Origin of the sequence: Bathymodiolus platifrons methanotrophic gill symbiont, assembly GCF_002189065.1 — a bacterium.
Taxonomy (GTDB): Bacteria; Pseudomonadota; Gammaproteobacteria; order Methylococcales; family Methylomonadaceae; genus Methyloprofundus.
Window position 1 is genome coordinate 1 of the sequence record NZ_BDMN01000058.1, and the last position, 15,936, is coordinate 15,936.

Genomic DNA, 15,936 nt, shown 5'->3' on the forward strand with positions numbered 1-15,936 from the left:
CCCACCATTGAAATAAGCTATCACAGGCAAATTCACTGGTATCATGACTCGTTCCAAGCGTGATATATCCTGTGTTTCGTTTGAGGTCATAAAACCCATGAGGAATAACACTGCCTGTTGCAGAGCTAGGGAAATCATGATCATTCGTTTGAATGGCTGCTTGTGTATAGAGCGATCCATTACGATAAAAAGTACCCAATAACTCTTTCTTTTTGGTATCCATACTAATAACAGGGTTTCCCGCATCCAGGTAGTCCTGCTTCAATTGGGTAATATTTTCAAATTGAGCATTGCGGTCAGGATGACCACCCATCGTAATGTTTTTCTGGGCTTTGCGCTTAACATATTCATGTTTTTTTAATAAATATCGAACGATATTACGACTGACAGAATAACCCTTTTTTAATAATTCACTGACGATTTCACGCGGCTTTAGATAAGTCCACCTAATAGATGAATTCATTGGATTGCCTGCTGTATGCTGTTGAAGAATATCTAAAAAGTCTTGATCTATTCCACTGTATTCAGGGGTAGAGGTCTTTTTTTTCGACCGCCTCCAGGTTGTCTGATTCCTGTTATATCCAGTTCTAATTCGGTGAGTTCTTTTTTTCCTTGGCGGATAGTTTTTGGGTCACACTCTAATAAAGCTGAAATATAGTTAACGCCACCATGAGATAATTTTTCACTTTCAATGGCGGCATACCGTCGCTTATTTTTTTCACAAAGTGAGTCATAAAATTTCTTCATCGACTTTTCGATATTTTTTTTATAAGGAAATGACATAAGACAACCACTGAGTAATAAATTAAGATAACCTTAATTTAGGGGAGATATTTCATTATTCAAGCTTGGCTGCTTCAGGAAGTTATTTCGTGCACATTCCTAAGTAACTAATCCACTAGACTTAACAACACTCCTGCTGCTACAGCCGAGCCAATCACTCCGGCTACATTCGGGCCCATCGCATGCATTAATAGAAAGTTATGTGGGTTACTTTCCAACCCAACCTTATTAGCCACACGCGCAGCCATCGGTACTGCAGAAACACCTGCCGCGCCAATTAATGGATTAATTGGTGTATCGCTAAATTTATTCATCACTTTAGCCATGATTACACCTGATGCTGTGCCTATACAAAATGCGATCGCGCCTAGAGCCAAAATCCCTAAAGTTGTTGCCTGTAAAAATTTATCTGCACTCATTTTTGAGCCAACGGCAAGCCCAAGGAAAATAGTGACAATATTAATCAATTCGTTTTGTGATGTTTTACTTAATCGCTCAACTACACCACAAGCATTCATTAGGTTACCTAAGCAAAACATACCTACCAAAGGTGCCGCTGAAGGCAGTAATAATGTACATAGAGTTATTAACATAAGCGGGAAAATAATCTTTTCCGTGTTACTTACAAAACGCAACTGTTGCATTTCTATGCTGCGCTCTTCTGGCGTTGTTAACGCACGCATAATAGGTGGCTGAATCAAAGGCACCAAAGCCATATAAGAATAGGCTGCAACCGCAATCGCCCCCAATAAATCAGGCGCTAATTTAGAGGCTACATAAATAGCTGTTGGTCCATCAGCACCACCAATAATAGCGATAGCAGCAGCATCCGACATAGAAAACTCCATGCCTGGAATCATATTTAAAGCCAAGGCACCTAGCAGTGTAGTAAAAATTCCAAACTGGGCCGCAGCACCTAATAATAATGTTTTTGGATTAGCTAGCATTGGACCAAAATCAGTCATCGCACCAACACCCATAAAAATCAATAAGGGAAAGACACCTGATTTAATCCCTTCATAAAGGAAATATAAAATACCTCCTGGATCAGCAATACCCGCAACAGGAATATTACTTAAAATCGCACCAAAACCAATGGGTACTAATAATAAGGGTTCAAAACCTTTTTTTATGGCTAGAAACAGTAGCAAGAAACCTACCAACATCATAACCAACTGAGGCCCCTCAAAATTATAAATTCCCGTGCTATGCCACAAGCGTGTGAGATTTTCCATAGAATGTCTTTATTTGTTAATTAAAATAAGTAGTATGTAGTCCGTACAATACAAACTCGAGTTCATCGTCATTCCTGCATGCTCTTAGCAGGAATCTTGCGAACAAAGATTTCCGATTAAAGACATCGGAAATAACAACTATCGAACAATACGAACTGTAGTACTAGAAATAAACGCACACCTGCTGGTGTGCGTCATCTAAGATAGGATTGAAAAACGCTTCAACTATAAGGAAACTAAAACATCACCAACGGCAACTGAGTCACCTTCTTTAATATTAATGGCACTAACAGTACCCGCTACTTTAGAGCGCACTTCAGTTTCCATTTTCATCGCTTCCATTATTACGACCACATCGCCTTCAGCCACTGCAGCACCGACATTGACATTAACTTTTAGAATATTTCCCGCTAACGGTGACTCAACTTCTGCCCCACTTGCCGCAGGCGCCTCAGTAACAGGTGCGCCACCCACAGGCTGAGGTGCTGCCGCTGTTGAAATAGCTAAGCCTACTCCTCCTGGGCCAATGGCTACATCAAAACTCTGACCATTAACATTTACAGTGTAACTTTCCACCTCTGTTTTCGGGGCATTTGCTTTTGCAAAAGCTTCTGGATTTGGTGCTGGCTCAAAGGCATCAGGATTACCGCGATTAGCAATAAACTTCCAGCCCACTTGAACAAACAGGCCATTAATCAGCGCATCTTCTTCAACATTCTCAGCTAAAGTCACACCTTCTTCTTTGGCCTTTTTCTGTACTTCAGCAACAAGCGCATCCATTTCTGGCTTAATCAGATCTGCTGGACGACAGGAAATCACCTCGCCTCCTGCTTCTAAAACACGCGCCTGTAATTCAGCGTTAACAGGTGCTGGAGTTTTACCATACTCTCCTTTAAGCACACCTGCTGTTTCTTTACTGATAGACTTATAACGCTCACCAGTCATCACATTCAAGACAGCTTGTGTACCAACAATTTGTGACGTTGGGGTGACTAAAGGTAGAAAACCTAAATCTTCACGTACTCGTGGGATTTCTTTAAGTACTTCATCAAACTTATCTGCCGCACCTTGTTGCTTTAGCTGACTTTCCATATTAGTCAGCATGCCACCAGGGACCTGAGCCAATAGGATTCGTCCATCAACCCCTTTTAAACGTCCTTCATGCTCTGCATACTTTGTGCGTACTTTTCTAAAATAGGCAGCAATATCTTCCAGTTTTTCCAAATCCAGACCTGTTTCACGCGCCTGACCTGCCATACTAGCAACAATAGACTCGGTAGGGCTATGTCCATAAGTCATACTTAAGGAAGAAATCGCAGTATCAACATTATCAATACCTGCTTCAATCGCTTTGATTAAAGTGGCAACACTTAAACCCGTTGTTGCATGACAATGTAAATGGATAGGAATATCCACAACCGCTTTAAGCTGAGACACTAAATCATAAGCAGCATAAGGCGTTAGTAGGCCTGCCATATCTTTAATACAGATAGAATGGGCACCCATATCTTCAATTTTCTTACCTTGCTCGATCCACTTATCCGTCGTATGTACTGAGCTCAAAGTATAAGAAATTGTTCCTTGGGCATGTGCATCGGTATTTAAAACAGCTTTAACCGCATGTTCAATATTGCGCATATCATTCATCGCATCAAAGATACGAAATACATCTATGCCGTTGACTACACAGCTCTCAACAAATTTGTCGACCACATCATCGGCATAATGCCGATAACCTAAAATATTTTGTCCTCGAAACAACATTTGCTGTGGTGTGTTGGGCATCGCCGCTTTCAATAAGCGCAATCTTTCCCATGGATCTTCACCTAAATAACGAATACAAGCATCAAATGTTGCACCGCCCCAGGATTCAATTGACCAATAACCAATCTGGTCTAATTTTTCACAAATAGGTAACATATCTTCAATACGAAGACGTGTCGCCAAAATGGACTGATGCGCATCTCTTAAGACAACTTCAGTTATGCCTACCGGCCTGTCATTCTGTGTCATTTATCTATATTCCTATGACTTCTTTACGTCGTTAGTTTGCTTACCTTTTGAGTAAGCATTTGGTTTCAAAGCCTTTTGAGCAATAAAATCTGATTTTAACAAGTGCTTACCGCTTTGCTCTATGCTGATGAACCGCAGCGGTAATTGCCGCAGTGATTGCAGGTGTCACACCATTAGTGGAAGCAGTTTGCTTCGGTGATGCACTTGCAGGAACTATTTCAGCATCGGGAAAAAAGGTCATTACGCAGTAAGCCATTAATTTTACTACGCCAATTAACATCACCAAAAACAGGAAAACAATACCCATTCCAGTGAACATTAATTCAACCCCTTGCGTCATTGCTTCATTCATAATCACTAACCATCATTATTAAATTGTTGGCATTATCGCTAAAAATTGACCATTTAACAACTTTCTATACGCTTTAAAATCGCTGAAAAAGCCCACTTTTCACTCTGACAGTCAAGGAGCACAGGCTTTAATGCTATTATTTTATGATAAGATACTCATTATTCAACATCTAACACTAAACCTTACAATAAAAGCTATTTTGCATTCACTTGATTAGCTGTAGAATCGTACCCATCTTATATTATATCGATTGAACCACTCACTATTCATCCAGGGAACGGAATGAAAATAACAAAAGCATACAATTTCTACTTATTTTCAAATTATTTTCAAATAGGTATTGCTATCCTTAATTCGCCAAACATAGCGCCAATAATGCGTTACAAAGCACAAAACCTAAACATTATAATAGCCCAACCATCACTTAGCTTGACACCACTATCATGATCTCGACTATAGTTACTGCCGCTGTATTTATGATTGCTCTCGGTGCAGTACTAGCAATCATTCTGGCCATTGCCAATAAAAAACTATTTGTTTACGAAGACCCGCGCATTGAAGAAGTTGATGATATGCTACCACAAGCACAATGTGGAGCCTGTGGCACGCCTGGATGTCGTCCTTTTGCTGAAGCTGTTGTAGAAGGTGTAAAAAACCCTTCAGCTTGCACGGTTAACTCTCCGGAAGGCAATGCTGAAATTGCTGCCTATCTGGGTGTCGGTATGGGTGACCATGAAAAAGTAGTTGCTCGTCTAGCTTGCGCTGGCGGAACACATGTTGCTTATACACGCGCAAAATATGAAGGCATAAAGTCCTGCCAGGCTGCTTCAGTCGTTTCTGGTGGTGGCAAAGGATGTAGTTGGGGCTGTTTAGGTCTGGCTGATTGCGCCGATGTCTGTGATTTTGATGCTATCTATATGGATGAACATGGCTTACCCATTGTTATTGAAGATAAATGCACTGCCTGCAATGACTGTGTTGTAGTCTGTCCTAAAGATTTATTTTCCCTGATGCCAGTCAGTCAGAAGCTTTATGTTGCCTGTAAAAGTCTAGATGAAGGGGATACTGCACAACAAGAGTGCGAAGTGGCATGCACAGCCTGTGAAAAATGCGTTGTTGATGCTCCTAAGGGCTTAATAGAAATAAAAAATAATCTGGCCGTGATTGATTATGAAAAATATCAGGATTTTGATATTGACCGAACACCTATAGAACGCTGTCCAACCGGAGCAATTGTCTGGCTTGATAGCAAACTAGGGTCAACCCATGCAAGTAAGGGTAAAGAAGGTATGAAACCACATCGTGGTGCCGCCCTTCCTATAGGATAATGACTTTAAAATTTCTTATTTATCCCTAATATTAATATAATATCAGCGATTAACCATACAAATAAAACGTAATTATTCAGACACCTAAAAAAAACACTTGTAGAGCCCAGACTCAGCCCGCTGTTATCATATTGGCGGGCTAAAGCCGCGCCCTACAAATGCTCTATTTACGAGCTATCGAATTAGGAATTGATTATTTACAATAAGACTGCACACCCATTTTTAGAAGGAAAGCAAATGGCTATTTTCGGCAAAAAAGACAAAGAGAAACAATTTAAATACCCCGGTATTCGCATGGCAATGGATGGCAATGCAGCGGTCGTAATGTGTGAGCGCGAAGCAAGTGATGCAGCAGGTGCTTTTCCTATCACCCCCTCAACCGACATGGGAGAAGGCTGGGCGGAACAAAAAAGCAAAGGGCATATTAATATCTCCAACCGCCCTCTGATTTTTGTTGAGCCCGAAGGCGAACACGCTGCAGCAGCAATTACTGCGGGCATGTCTATGACTGGGTTGCGCGCAACAAACTTCAGCTCATCTCAAGGCATCGCCTATATGCATGAGTCTTTATATGCTGCCGTTGGTAAACGCCTGCCCTATATACTGAATATTGCATGCCGTGCCATCACTAAAGCATCGTTAAACGTGCACTGTGGTCACGATGACTATCATTGCATGGATGACACCGGCTTTATTCAAATTTTTGCCAAAGATAATCAGGAAGTTGCTGATTTAAATATTATTACTCGTAAAATTGCTGAATTAAGCTTAAACCCGGCTGCAGTTGGTCAGGATGGTTTTTTAACTTCTCACTTAATTGAAGATTTACAACTACCTGAGCGCGAGTTAATCGAAGAATTTCTGGGCCTGCCAGACGACATGATAAACTGCCCAACAGCGGCGCAACGTATTTTATATGGTGAAACGCGACGTCGTATCCCTGCTGTCTGGGATGTTGATAAGCCAATGATGTCTGGTGTGGTGCAAAATCAGGACTCCTATATGCAGTCTGTGGCAGGGCAACGCCCCTACTTTTTTGACCATGTACAAAACTTTACTGATGAATGCATGGATGAATGGTATGAGCTGACTGGCAGACGTTATAATCGTATTGGTCAATACCGTTGCGCTGATGCTGAGTACTTAATTATCGCCCAAGGTAGCGTGATTCATACTGCACAGGCAACTGCAGATTATTTACGTGAAACACGTAATATTAAAGTGGGCGTAGTGAATATGACTATATTCCGTCCTTTCCCTGGCGATCTTATTTCTGCTGTTGCCAAAGGTCGCAAAGGCATCACGGTAATGGAGCGTACCGACCAGCCTTTATCAGAAGATTTACCGCTTATTTCGGAAATCCGTAATGCAATGGCCAAGGCATTTGAAAATGGTCATGCCAAAGAAACGCCATTCCCAGAATACGCATCCTATAGTAAAGTGACAGATACCTCGCCGCTTTATTCTGCCTGTTTTGGCCTGGGAAGTCGTGATCTACAACCGGAAGGCATTATTGCTGCGATAGAAAATATGCTGCCTGGCAGTAAACATCAGAAATTTTTCTATCTGGGTATAGACTTTGTGCGCAGTCAGGCATACTCCCCCAAACAGGAATTACAACAACAGGCTGTTGTCGATGCCTACTCTGCAATTCGTGACCTTGCATTAAAAGGCACGGAAAACCCTAATTTAATGCCCAAAGACGCAATCACAGTGCGCATGCATTCAGTTGGTGGCTGGGGTGCGATCACGACGGGTAAAAACCTGGCCATGACCTTATTTGATTTGCTTGATTACAATATCAAAGCAAACCCTAAATACGGTTCAGAGAAAAAAGGTCAGCCTACTACTTATTATTTATCGGCCGCACCCGAGCCTATCCGCATTACCTGTGAATATGCGCATGTCGATGTAGTCATTGCCCCAGACCCTAATGTATTTACTCATTCTAACCCATTGGCGGGACTAAATACGGGAGGGACATTTATTATCCAGAGTGACCTGGAAACAGCTGAAGAAGTCTGGCGTAGCTTTCCTAAAGCCTCACAACAATATATTGTTGATAAGAAAATCAATGTCTCTTATTTAGACGGCTTTAAAATTGCTCGCGAAGAAACCTCTCATCCAGACCTGCAATTCCGTATGCAGGGCATTACCTTCCAGGGTGCATTTTTTGAATCCACGGATGTTGCAAGTAAAGCAGGTAAAAGTAAAGATGACATTCTGCAGGCAATACACGACACGATTAAAGCCAAATTTTCTAGTAAAGGTGAACAAGTTGTCGAAGATAATTTTAGAACAGTCAAGCGCGGCTTTACTGAAACAAAGCATATAGATGTTGAAAAAATGACGGTGGGTGATGCTGCATCATGGGCCAAGAAAACGCTAAACACCGCGCCATTAATGCTACTACAGAAACCGGCGAATGATGACCCGATATCAGACATACACCGGTTCTTTGAGCAAACAGGAAGCAATTACATCAATGGGCGCGCCAATGATAATCTTGCCGATCCGTTTATGGCCCTCAGTATTGTCCCTGCTGCCAGCGGTATTTACCGTGATATGTCCCAAATTCGTTTTGAACACCCTGTATGGATACCTGAAAACTGTACTGCCTGTGGTGACTGCTATACCGTTTGCCCTGACAGTGCCATTCCTGGCCTGATTAACAGCGTTAACGAAGTCTTTGAAACTAACATTAAGCGCATAGAAAAAACCGGTAAAACGGTTAAGCATTTACGTCGTGCCATTCGTAATGTAGAGAAAAAATATCACGCATTAACAGCTGATAAATCAGAAGGCACCGTTTTAGATCCGATTTTCAAAAAATCCATCGGCGAAACCATCAAAGAATACCCAGAGGCCGAACAAGCTGAAGTCAGACAAGAATTTGACTGGTTTAAAGAAGCCATGGGCGACTTTAAATTTGCCATTACTAAGCCCTATCATGATGCTGTTAATAAACGCACTCCGAACAATGGCGGCTTATTTTCCATCACTATAAACCCTATGACCTGTAAAGGTTGTATGGAGTGTGTAGAAGTCTGTCCTGATGAAGCTCTGGAACCGGTTAAACAAACTAACGAAAGCATACAATCTCTACGCGATGACTGGGAATACTGGATCGATCTGCCGACTTCTAACCCAAAATACAAACGTATTGATGATTTAGATGAAAAAATCGGTGCATTAACCACCATGTTACTAGACAAAAGAACTTATTCGTCTATGAACTGCGGTGATGGCGCTTGCCTCGGTTGTGGTGAAAAAACCATTATTCATATGTTCACCGGTACTGTAACAGCACTAATGCAGCCGCGCGTCAAAAAACAAATCACAAAAATTGATCAGTTAATTACAGGCATGGAAAAACATATCCGCCTGAAATTATCTGAAAAACTGGACATCAGTGATGTCGAAGCAATCGAAGCAGCCATTGAAGCCAATAAAAATGTTGATTTGACCTTAAGTAAGTTAAGCAGTTCATTAAGTGAAGGCAAAGCTAGCGATCCGGTTGATTCCAAATGGTTAAAATGGGCCTCGCAAATTGTCGCTAAACTCAAACACTTAAAATGGCAATATACAGAAGGTCCGACAGGTAATGGTCGTGTAGAAATGGGAATTACCAATAGCACCGGCTGTACTTCAGTCTGGGGTGCCACCTTTCCATTTAACCCCTACCCTTTCCCTTGGGCAAATAACCTTTTTCAGGATGCTCCCTCTCTAGCAATGGGTGTTTTTGAAGGGCATATGGTTAAAATGTCTGACGGCTTTAAGGCGATTCGTATGGCAGAACTGGAAATAGCCGGAAAATACGATAAACAGGAATACCAGCACTTCTTTAGCTATTTTGACTGGCACCAGTTCAGTGAAGAAGAATACCTGCTATGCCCGCCAGTTGTGGTCGTTGGTGGCGATGGTGCCATGTATGATATTGGTTTCCAGAACCTATCTCGCAGCATTATGTCTGGTATGCCCCTAAAAATATTGATTCTGGACACTCAAGTCTACTCAAACACTGGTGGCCAGGCATGTACCTCTGGCTTTATTGGCCAGGTTTCCGATATGGCACCTTATGGAAAAGAATGGAAAGGTAAAACCGAGCGACGTAAAGAAATGAGCCTGATTTCCATGGCACATAGAACAACATACACCTTGCAAAGCTCAGTTGCCCACCCTAACCACTTAATTGAAGGTTATATTGATGGTTTAAATTATCGCGGTCCAGCTATTTTCAATATTTATGCTGTCTGCCAACCTGAGCATGGAGTTGCTGATGATGCCACAGATATGCAAAGCAAACTTGCGGTTGAAGCTCGCGCCTATCCATTAATGACATACGACCCACGTGAAGATGACACATGGGAACATAGCATGTCCCTAAAAGGTAACCCTGATTTAGATAAAGACTGGACCACTTACGAATTGAAATTTGTCGATGAATATGGCATAGAAGACACTATGTCCGTACCTTTGACCTTTGCTGACTGGGCAATGACGGAAGGCCGCTTTCTGAAACACTTTAAATTCGTACCACCTTCCAAGTGGAACGATGACATGATGCCTTTGCATGAATTCATTGATTTAGAGCATGATGAAATGGCGGATCATATCGCCTATATTCATGCCGTACACCCTGACACTAATACCTTAATCCGTGTAGTCATAGACTCGGAGATCGTTCACTCAACCATTGAAAGGCGTAATTTCTGGCGCACCGTAAAAGGCCTGGCGGGTATTGATAAGCCAGTCGTTGATGTAGCCGCTATTGCTGCACAGGCAAAAGCGGAAATGGCGTCCAGTATTGCCAGTAACTTGATGTCTATGGTTGACGGTGATGATACTAGCGTATTAACAGCGGCACTAACAGCACCACCCGCAGCAAATGCGCCACAAGTATCAATTCCAGCTGCTGCGACACCTGCTAGCACTAATGCTCCAACGCCCTCTGCTGCTGCAAGTTCAGCACCAGCTGCGGGTGGACATGAGCCAGTCTGGATAGAAACACCTGATTGCACAACTTGTGATGAGTGTGTGGAAATCAATCCAGCTATTTTCAAATATAATGATGATAAAAAAGCTATTGTTATTGATCCAACAGCGGGCACCTTTGAAGATATAGTAAAAGCAGCGGAAAAATGTACTGCTGTGATTATTCACCCCGGAACCCCTTGGAATCCAGATGAGAAGAACCTGGCGAAGCTGATTAAACGGGCAGAGAAGTTTCAGTAAGGCAGCTTTACCGGAATAGCAAACCATTAGTTTTAATTCTAAAATGTAGCCCGTATGGAGCTGGCGGAATACGGGGAAAAGAGCGTACTATTTCCTTGTATTCCGTAAGCTCCATACGAAATACAACATAGTTTCGGGGTTGATTAAATCTTAATGGTTGACTGATATCTGTACAAAACATAATCGACATAACAAAATAAACTGGTTTCTGGTTAAAAACTCCTTATGAACCTACTTAAACTATTTGGCAAGAAGTCATTTCCTCACGGTATACATCCCGATGAGTATAAAGCGGAAACGAATGCTAAAATTACGCGTCGCTTGCCTTTTGCCCCGGAAATTATTGTGCCTTTAGCGCAAAGCATTGGCTTGCCTGCTAAAGCCATAGTTTTTAGAGGCCAGCACGTTGCTCGTGGTGAAGTCATTGCCGAAGCAGACGGTTTTATGTCAGTACCTATCCATGCACCGGTTACCGGTACAATTAAAGAGATAGATATTGCATCCACGGCTAAAGGCGGCAAACAACCAGCGATTATCATCACAACATCATTAAGTTCCGGACAACGAGTACATGATTCTGGAGAATGTAATGATTTTCTGCAAATGTCACGCGAAGAACTGGTTAAAGCAGTCCAGAATACGGGATTAGTCGGCTTAGGTGGCGCTGCATTTCCTACTCATGTAAAAATGGCCATCCCAGATAACCGTTCAATTCACACTGTTCTGGTTAATGGCTGTGAATGCGAACCCTTTCTGACCACTGACCATCGGGTTATGCTGGAAAAAATCGACAACTTGATTCTTGGCATTCGCATTGCTATGAGAACAGTTGATGCTCCCAAAGCAGTAATCGGTATAGAAGATAATAAGTTAAATGTATTAACCGCCATTAAACCGTATTTACCTGATGATGGGACGATTACGATTGAGGCGGTGGAAACCAAGTACCCACAGGGTGCGGAGAAGATGCTGGCTTATTCCTTATTAGGGATAGAAATTCCATCAGGCGGTCTGCCTTCCGAAGTTGGCTTAGCCGTTTTTAACGTTGCGACCTTAGCCGAGCTAGGTGCATTACTGCCTGCAAAACAAGGTTTAATTGAACGCATTATTACCATCACTGGTGATGGCGTAAAAAAACCTGGCAATTACTTAGCTCCTATAGGGACACCGGTACGATTTTTACTGGAATTTGCTGAGTTTATTGGCGATGAAGCAGAGCTTATTCTGGGTGGCCCTATGATGGGCATGCCCACTCGCTCACTGGATGTACCCATTACAAAAGGCACAGGAGCTTTATTAGTTTTAGATAAACGTGCTACTAAACGTGATGATATATTACCCTGTATTAAATGTACGCAATGCCTACAGGCCTGCCCGATTAATTTAAATCCGTCTGAATTAGGCTTACTGGCAGCTAAACGCCAGTATGACGTTATGGAAGAGCAATACCACCTTAATGACTGTTTTGAGTGTGGTTGTTGTAGTTATGTTTGCCCTTCTAATATCCCACTCGTACAATATTTTAGAATAGCAAAAACACTAAACCGCGAAAGGCATTTACAAGATGGCTAAACATGATTTAAAAATTGATATACGCACTTCGCCCTACATTCGCAAAGCACCCACTGTTGCGCAAATTATGCGCAATGTTGTGTATGCCTTGCTGCCTTTAGTTTTCTATTCAGTTTATCATTTTGGCATTAGTGCTTTGGCATTAATACTAATCACAACCCTATCCTGTATAGCAACTGAACAGTTTTTTTGCTGGATGTCACATAAAAAATCAACCATTAATGATTTTAGTGCCGTTATCACGGGTCTATTATTAGCCATGACCTTACCCCCTGGCTTTCCTTTATGGATGGGGGCTGTTGCTGGCTTTACCGCGATCGCCATGGGTAAAACCTTATTTGGCGGGCTGGGATTTAATGTTTTTAACCCTGCTTTAGTCGGGCGCGCCTTTATACAAGCCGCTTTTCCTGTTTCCATAACCACCTGGACACCTGCTTTAGCGACTGACCGATTTGTCGAGTTTATTCCATCGACACTGGCTTTACCATTTATGAAGCCACTACCGACAGCAGAATGGTCTGTACAAGTCGCTATAGACGGCTTTACTGGCGCTACACCTTTAGCTTTAATGAAATTCCAGGGCATCATTACTGATTCTTATGACTTATTTTTAGGTAACACTGCAGGTTCAACCGGAGAAACCTCAACCCTTTTGATTTTAGTATGCGGTGCTTATCTAGTGTATAAAAAAATGCTCGACTGGCGTATTCCAGCTGCGGTCATTATTGGCACTGTCATCTCGGCAGAACTATTCTACTTTATAGATCCTGCTAAATATCCCTCGCCTGCCTTTATGCTTTTATCAGGTGGACTAATGTTTGCTGCTGTATTTATGGCTAGCGATATGGTTGCTTCTCCCGTTACCCCTTTAGGAATTTTTGTATTTGGATGCTTAGTGGGGTTTTTAACTGTTATTATTCGCTTATTTGGCGGCTTAACTGAAGCAGTGATGTACGCTATATTGTTTGGTAATGCAGCGACACCCATCATTGAAACTTATACTCAGCCACGTATTTATGGTGCGCGTAAAAAACCTCAGGATAAATCATGAGTACCCCAGAAAACCAGGTTCCTGAATTACCCTCAAGCACTAAGCTTATTACTACTCTGGCAACAGTTGCCATGATTTCTGGCTTATTGGTCGTTCTGGTCTATGAATTTACTAAACCCATTATTGCCGAGAATCAACGACTGGCAACAGAACGAGCTATTTTTAAAGTTCTACCCAAAGCTAAATCTCGTTTAACCTTCGTTGTAGATCAAGATAAATTAGTGCTAGCCAATGACAAAACCATAGGCGAACTTATTTATGCCGGCTATGACAAACAAAACAAGCTCGTTGGCATTGCCATTAATGCATCAGCACAAGGTTATCAGGATACCATTAAAATACTCTACGGATATAGCTCTGATAACGGTTGCATAACCGGATTTGATGTATTAAAAAGTACAGAAACACCGGGATTTGGCACCAAAATCACCAGTGATGAGGAATTTTTAGCCAATTTTAAATGTTTAGATGCGCAAGTAAATGTGACACAATCAAAACTTGCAAATAAAATTAAAACGGTACGTCATGGCACAAAACAGCATGCTTGGGAAATTGATGCTATTTCAGGTTCTACTATTACCTCTAATGCCATTGGTCGCATGTTAAACAAAAGTGCACAGGCACTACACCCGGTAATTGCCAGGAACTTAAATATATTGAAGCAGGGACAACAATAAGCAAGACTCTCAGGGCACAAACAAGTCCCCGGGGCGCGCCCACAACCTTGCTAATTATTTCATGACGCAGAGCGTCTAGCTATGCATTCCTACATAGAACATAGGAACGAGGTAAATTATGACTCAAACCACAAAAAAAGAAACACCCTTAACCCTCGATGTTTTTACCGCGGGTCTCTGGAAAGAAAACCCGGTATTCGTTATGATGCTTGGACTATGTCCGGTGCTGGCAGTAACTAATTCAGTACTAAACTCTCTGGCGATGGGTATAGCCAGTATTTTTGTACTGGTTTGCTCCAATGCTTTGGTCTCAGCCTTACGTAACTTTATCCCCAAACAAGTACGCATCACCACTTATATTATAATTATTGCCACTTTTGTTACTTTGGTGGATTATATTATTCAAGCGGTTAGCCTGGATTTATATAATAAGCTAGGAGCGTTTATTCAATTAATCGTTGTTAATTGTTTAATCTTAGGTCGCGCTGAAGCCTACGCCTCAAAAAACTCATTTACTAAATCAGTAGTGAGTGCATTTGGTATGGGTTTAGGCTTTACTCTAGCTTTAGTCATGCTAGGCGGAGTAAGAGAGCTGCTAGGCGCTGGACAGCTTCTAGGCTACCAGATCTTTAGTACTAACTTTGAGCCCTGGGTTGTAATGATTTTACCTCCCGGTGGATTTATTGTCTTAGGTTCCTGGTTATTACTGATTAATTATCTTGAGCAACGTAAAACAGGTAAATTAATTTCACAGGATGAGGCTTCTCATTGTGCCGTACAAGGAACCCCATCATGAATCCAGAATCCCTCAGTTATATATTTCTCAGTGCTTTTCTGATTAATAACTTTGTCCTGGCCATGTTTTTAGGCCTGTGCCCTTTTGTCGGTGTATCAGCCAAACGTGACACTGCATTTAATATGAGCCTGGCTACAACTTTTGTTATGTTCGTTAGCTCAACTTGTGCTTATGGTATTAACCAGGTATTGACCAGCTTTGATTTGGAATTTCTGCGTTTAATCAGCTACATTGCCTTAATCGCCTCATCAGTGCAATTAGTGGAAATGGTTTTAAAGAAATTCAGCCCCGCTCTGTTTAGAGCCTTAGGTATTTTTCTACCCTTAATTACGACTAATTGCGCGATACTTGGTGTTGCGCTATTTCAAACCTCTCGCGAATATGATTTTTTCCAATCTGTAACCTTCAGCCTTGGCGCTGGTGCGGGCTTTGGTTTAGCTATCGTATTAATGGCTGGCCTGCGCGAAAAACTGGAGTTATCTAATTTACCTAATATCACCCAGGCCGCTGCTTTAAGTATGATGTTAGCAGGAATATTATCACTTACCTTTATGGGCTTTGCCGGCCTAGGTGGAGCGACTGCGTAAGGTAAAGAAAATTGTAGAGCGGACTTCAGTCCGCTGATACTCAATACACAAAAAGCACGGAGTAGCATATGCTAAATTTTATTATTGCGATGGGCATTATTTTTGGCTTAATGATTGCCTGGATATATATCCAGCAAGCAGCTAGAAATTATGCTGCCAGGCACCCTGAATTTGGTGCAGCTAAGGAAGAAGGCTTGGGGTGCGGAAAAAACTGTGGCTGCAAAGCCGGAGTATGCGAAAAATAAGGGATACCCCAAGGTCTCGAATTACTCGTTTTTCTAACGATGGCGCTCAAATGCACGAGGTC

At 42.0% G+C, this 15,936-nt stretch carries 13 protein-coding genes; 8 read left to right on the top strand and 5 right to left on the bottom strand.

Going from position 1 to position 15,936, the window contains the following annotated elements:
* The 5 genes from CDZ78_RS03965 to CDZ78_RS03985 all read right to left on the bottom strand — a co-directional run.
* Positions 1-592, bottom strand: a 592-nt coding sequence (locus CDZ78_RS03965) for an ISAzo13 family transposase (protein ID WP_167374167.1), incomplete at its 3' end; no start/stop codon positions are given.
* Positions 511-783, bottom strand: a complete 273-nt coding sequence (locus CDZ78_RS03970) for a hypothetical protein (protein WP_087868120.1) — start codon at positions 781-783, stop codon at positions 511-513. The genes CDZ78_RS03965 and CDZ78_RS03970, both read right to left, overlap by 82 nt.
* A gap of 107 nt (positions 784-890) precedes the next feature.
* The gene (locus CDZ78_RS03975) at positions 891-2,018 is read right to left on the bottom strand and encodes a sodium ion-translocating decarboxylase subunit beta (protein ID WP_087868810.1); all 1,128 of its coding nucleotides are present in this window, start codon (positions 2,016-2,018) and stop codon (positions 891-893) included.
* A 225-nt stretch (positions 2,019-2,243) separates the two neighbouring features.
* Positions 2,244-4,031, bottom strand: a complete 1,788-nt coding sequence (gene oadA, locus CDZ78_RS03980) for a sodium-extruding oxaloacetate decarboxylase subunit alpha (protein WP_087868811.1) — start codon at positions 4,029-4,031, stop codon at positions 2,244-2,246.
* A 106-nt stretch (positions 4,032-4,137) separates the two neighbouring features.
* Positions 4,138-4,383, bottom strand: a complete 246-nt coding sequence (locus CDZ78_RS03985) for an OadG family protein (RefSeq protein ID WP_087868812.1) — start codon at positions 4,381-4,383, stop codon at positions 4,138-4,140.
* Between the two features lie 443 nt (positions 4,384-4,826).
* Here CDZ78_RS03985 and CDZ78_RS03990 point away from each other — a divergent pair, with 443 nt between their 5' ends.
* The 8 genes from CDZ78_RS03990 to CDZ78_RS21685 all read left to right on the top strand — a co-directional run bounded on the left by CDZ78_RS03990 (position 4,827) and on the right by CDZ78_RS21685 (position 15,874).
* Positions 4,827-5,711, top strand: coding sequence for an RnfABCDGE type electron transport complex subunit B (locus tag CDZ78_RS03990; RefSeq protein WP_244559149.1), 885 nt, complete (start codon positions 4,827-4,829; stop codon positions 5,709-5,711).
* A 237-nt stretch (positions 5,712-5,948) separates the two neighbouring features.
* Positions 5,949-10,946: a 2-oxoacid:acceptor oxidoreductase family protein gene (locus CDZ78_RS03995; RefSeq protein ID WP_174664552.1), complete on the top strand. Its 4,998-nt coding sequence runs from the start codon at positions 5,949-5,951 to the stop codon at positions 10,944-10,946.
* 225 nt (positions 10,947-11,171) lie between these two features.
* Positions 11,172-12,518 carry an electron transport complex subunit RsxC gene (gene rsxC, locus CDZ78_RS04000; protein WP_087868814.1) on the top strand — a complete coding sequence of 449 codons (1,347 nt, stop codon included), beginning with the start codon at positions 11,172-11,174 and terminating at the stop codon, positions 12,516-12,518.
* On the top strand, positions 12,511-13,569 hold the full coding sequence (locus tag CDZ78_RS04005; protein ID WP_087868815.1) for an RnfABCDGE type electron transport complex subunit D: 1,059 nt from the start codon (positions 12,511-12,513) through the stop codon (positions 13,567-13,569). The genes rsxC and CDZ78_RS04005 overlap by 8 nt, the downstream gene beginning before the upstream one ends.
* A complete protein-coding gene (locus CDZ78_RS04010; RefSeq protein ID WP_087868816.1) occupies positions 13,566-14,246 on the top strand; it encodes an RnfABCDGE type electron transport complex subunit G in 681 nt (226 codons plus the stop codon). Before CDZ78_RS04005 ends, CDZ78_RS04010 begins: the two co-directional genes overlap by 4 nt.
* A 118-nt stretch (positions 14,247-14,364) precedes the next feature.
* Positions 14,365-15,042, top strand: coding sequence for an electron transport complex subunit RsxE (rsxE, locus tag CDZ78_RS04015; RefSeq protein ID WP_087868817.1), 678 nt, complete (start codon positions 14,365-14,367; stop codon positions 15,040-15,042).
* Positions 15,039-15,629, top strand: coding sequence for an electron transport complex protein RnfA (locus tag CDZ78_RS04020; protein WP_087868818.1), 591 nt, complete (start codon positions 15,039-15,041; stop codon positions 15,627-15,629). The genes rsxE and CDZ78_RS04020 overlap by 4 nt, the downstream gene beginning before the upstream one ends.
* Before the next feature lie 68 nt (positions 15,630-15,697).
* Positions 15,698-15,874, top strand: a complete 177-nt coding sequence (locus tag CDZ78_RS21685; RefSeq protein WP_167374166.1) for a hypothetical protein — start codon at positions 15,698-15,700, stop codon at positions 15,872-15,874.
* Positions 15,875-15,936 lie beyond the last annotated feature (62 nt).

What these genes read in the sequence shown, in the direction of transcription:
- CDZ78_RS04005 (WP_087868815.1), top strand. Translation starts at nt 12,511, where the DNA reads ATGGCTAAACATGATTTAAAAATTGATATACGCACTTCGCCCTACATT.
- CDZ78_RS03985 (WP_087868812.1), bottom strand. Translation starts at nt 4,383, where the DNA reads ATGAATGAAGCAATGACGCAAGGGGTTGAATTAATGTTCACTGGAATG.
- CDZ78_RS21685 (WP_167374166.1), top strand. Translation starts at nt 15,698, where the DNA reads ATGCTAAATTTTATTATTGCGATGGGCATTATTTTTGGCTTAATGATT.
- CDZ78_RS03990 (WP_244559149.1), top strand. Translation starts at nt 4,827, where the DNA reads ATGATCTCGACTATAGTTACTGCCGCTGTATTTATGATTGCTCTCGGT.
- CDZ78_RS04010 (WP_087868816.1), top strand. Translation starts at nt 13,566, where the DNA reads ATGAGTACCCCAGAAAACCAGGTTCCTGAATTACCCTCAAGCACTAAG.
- CDZ78_RS03995 (WP_174664552.1), top strand. Translation starts at nt 5,949, where the DNA reads ATGGCTATTTTCGGCAAAAAAGACAAAGAGAAACAATTTAAATACCCC.
- rsxC (WP_087868814.1), top strand. Translation starts at nt 11,172, where the DNA reads ATGAACCTACTTAAACTATTTGGCAAGAAGTCATTTCCTCACGGTATA.
- CDZ78_RS04020 (WP_087868818.1), top strand. Translation starts at nt 15,039, where the DNA reads ATGAATCCAGAATCCCTCAGTTATATATTTCTCAGTGCTTTTCTGATT.
- oadA (WP_087868811.1), bottom strand. Translation starts at nt 4,031, where the DNA reads ATGACACAGAATGACAGGCCGGTAGGCATAACTGAAGTTGTCTTAAGA.
- CDZ78_RS03970 (WP_087868120.1), bottom strand. Translation starts at nt 783, where the DNA reads ATGTCATTTCCTTATAAAAAAAATATCGAAAAGTCGATGAAGAAATTT.
- CDZ78_RS03975 (WP_087868810.1), bottom strand. Translation starts at nt 2,018, where the DNA reads ATGGAAAATCTCACACGCTTGTGGCATAGCACGGGAATTTATAATTTT.
- rsxE (WP_087868817.1), top strand. Translation starts at nt 14,365, where the DNA reads ATGACTCAAACCACAAAAAAAGAAACACCCTTAACCCTCGATGTTTTT.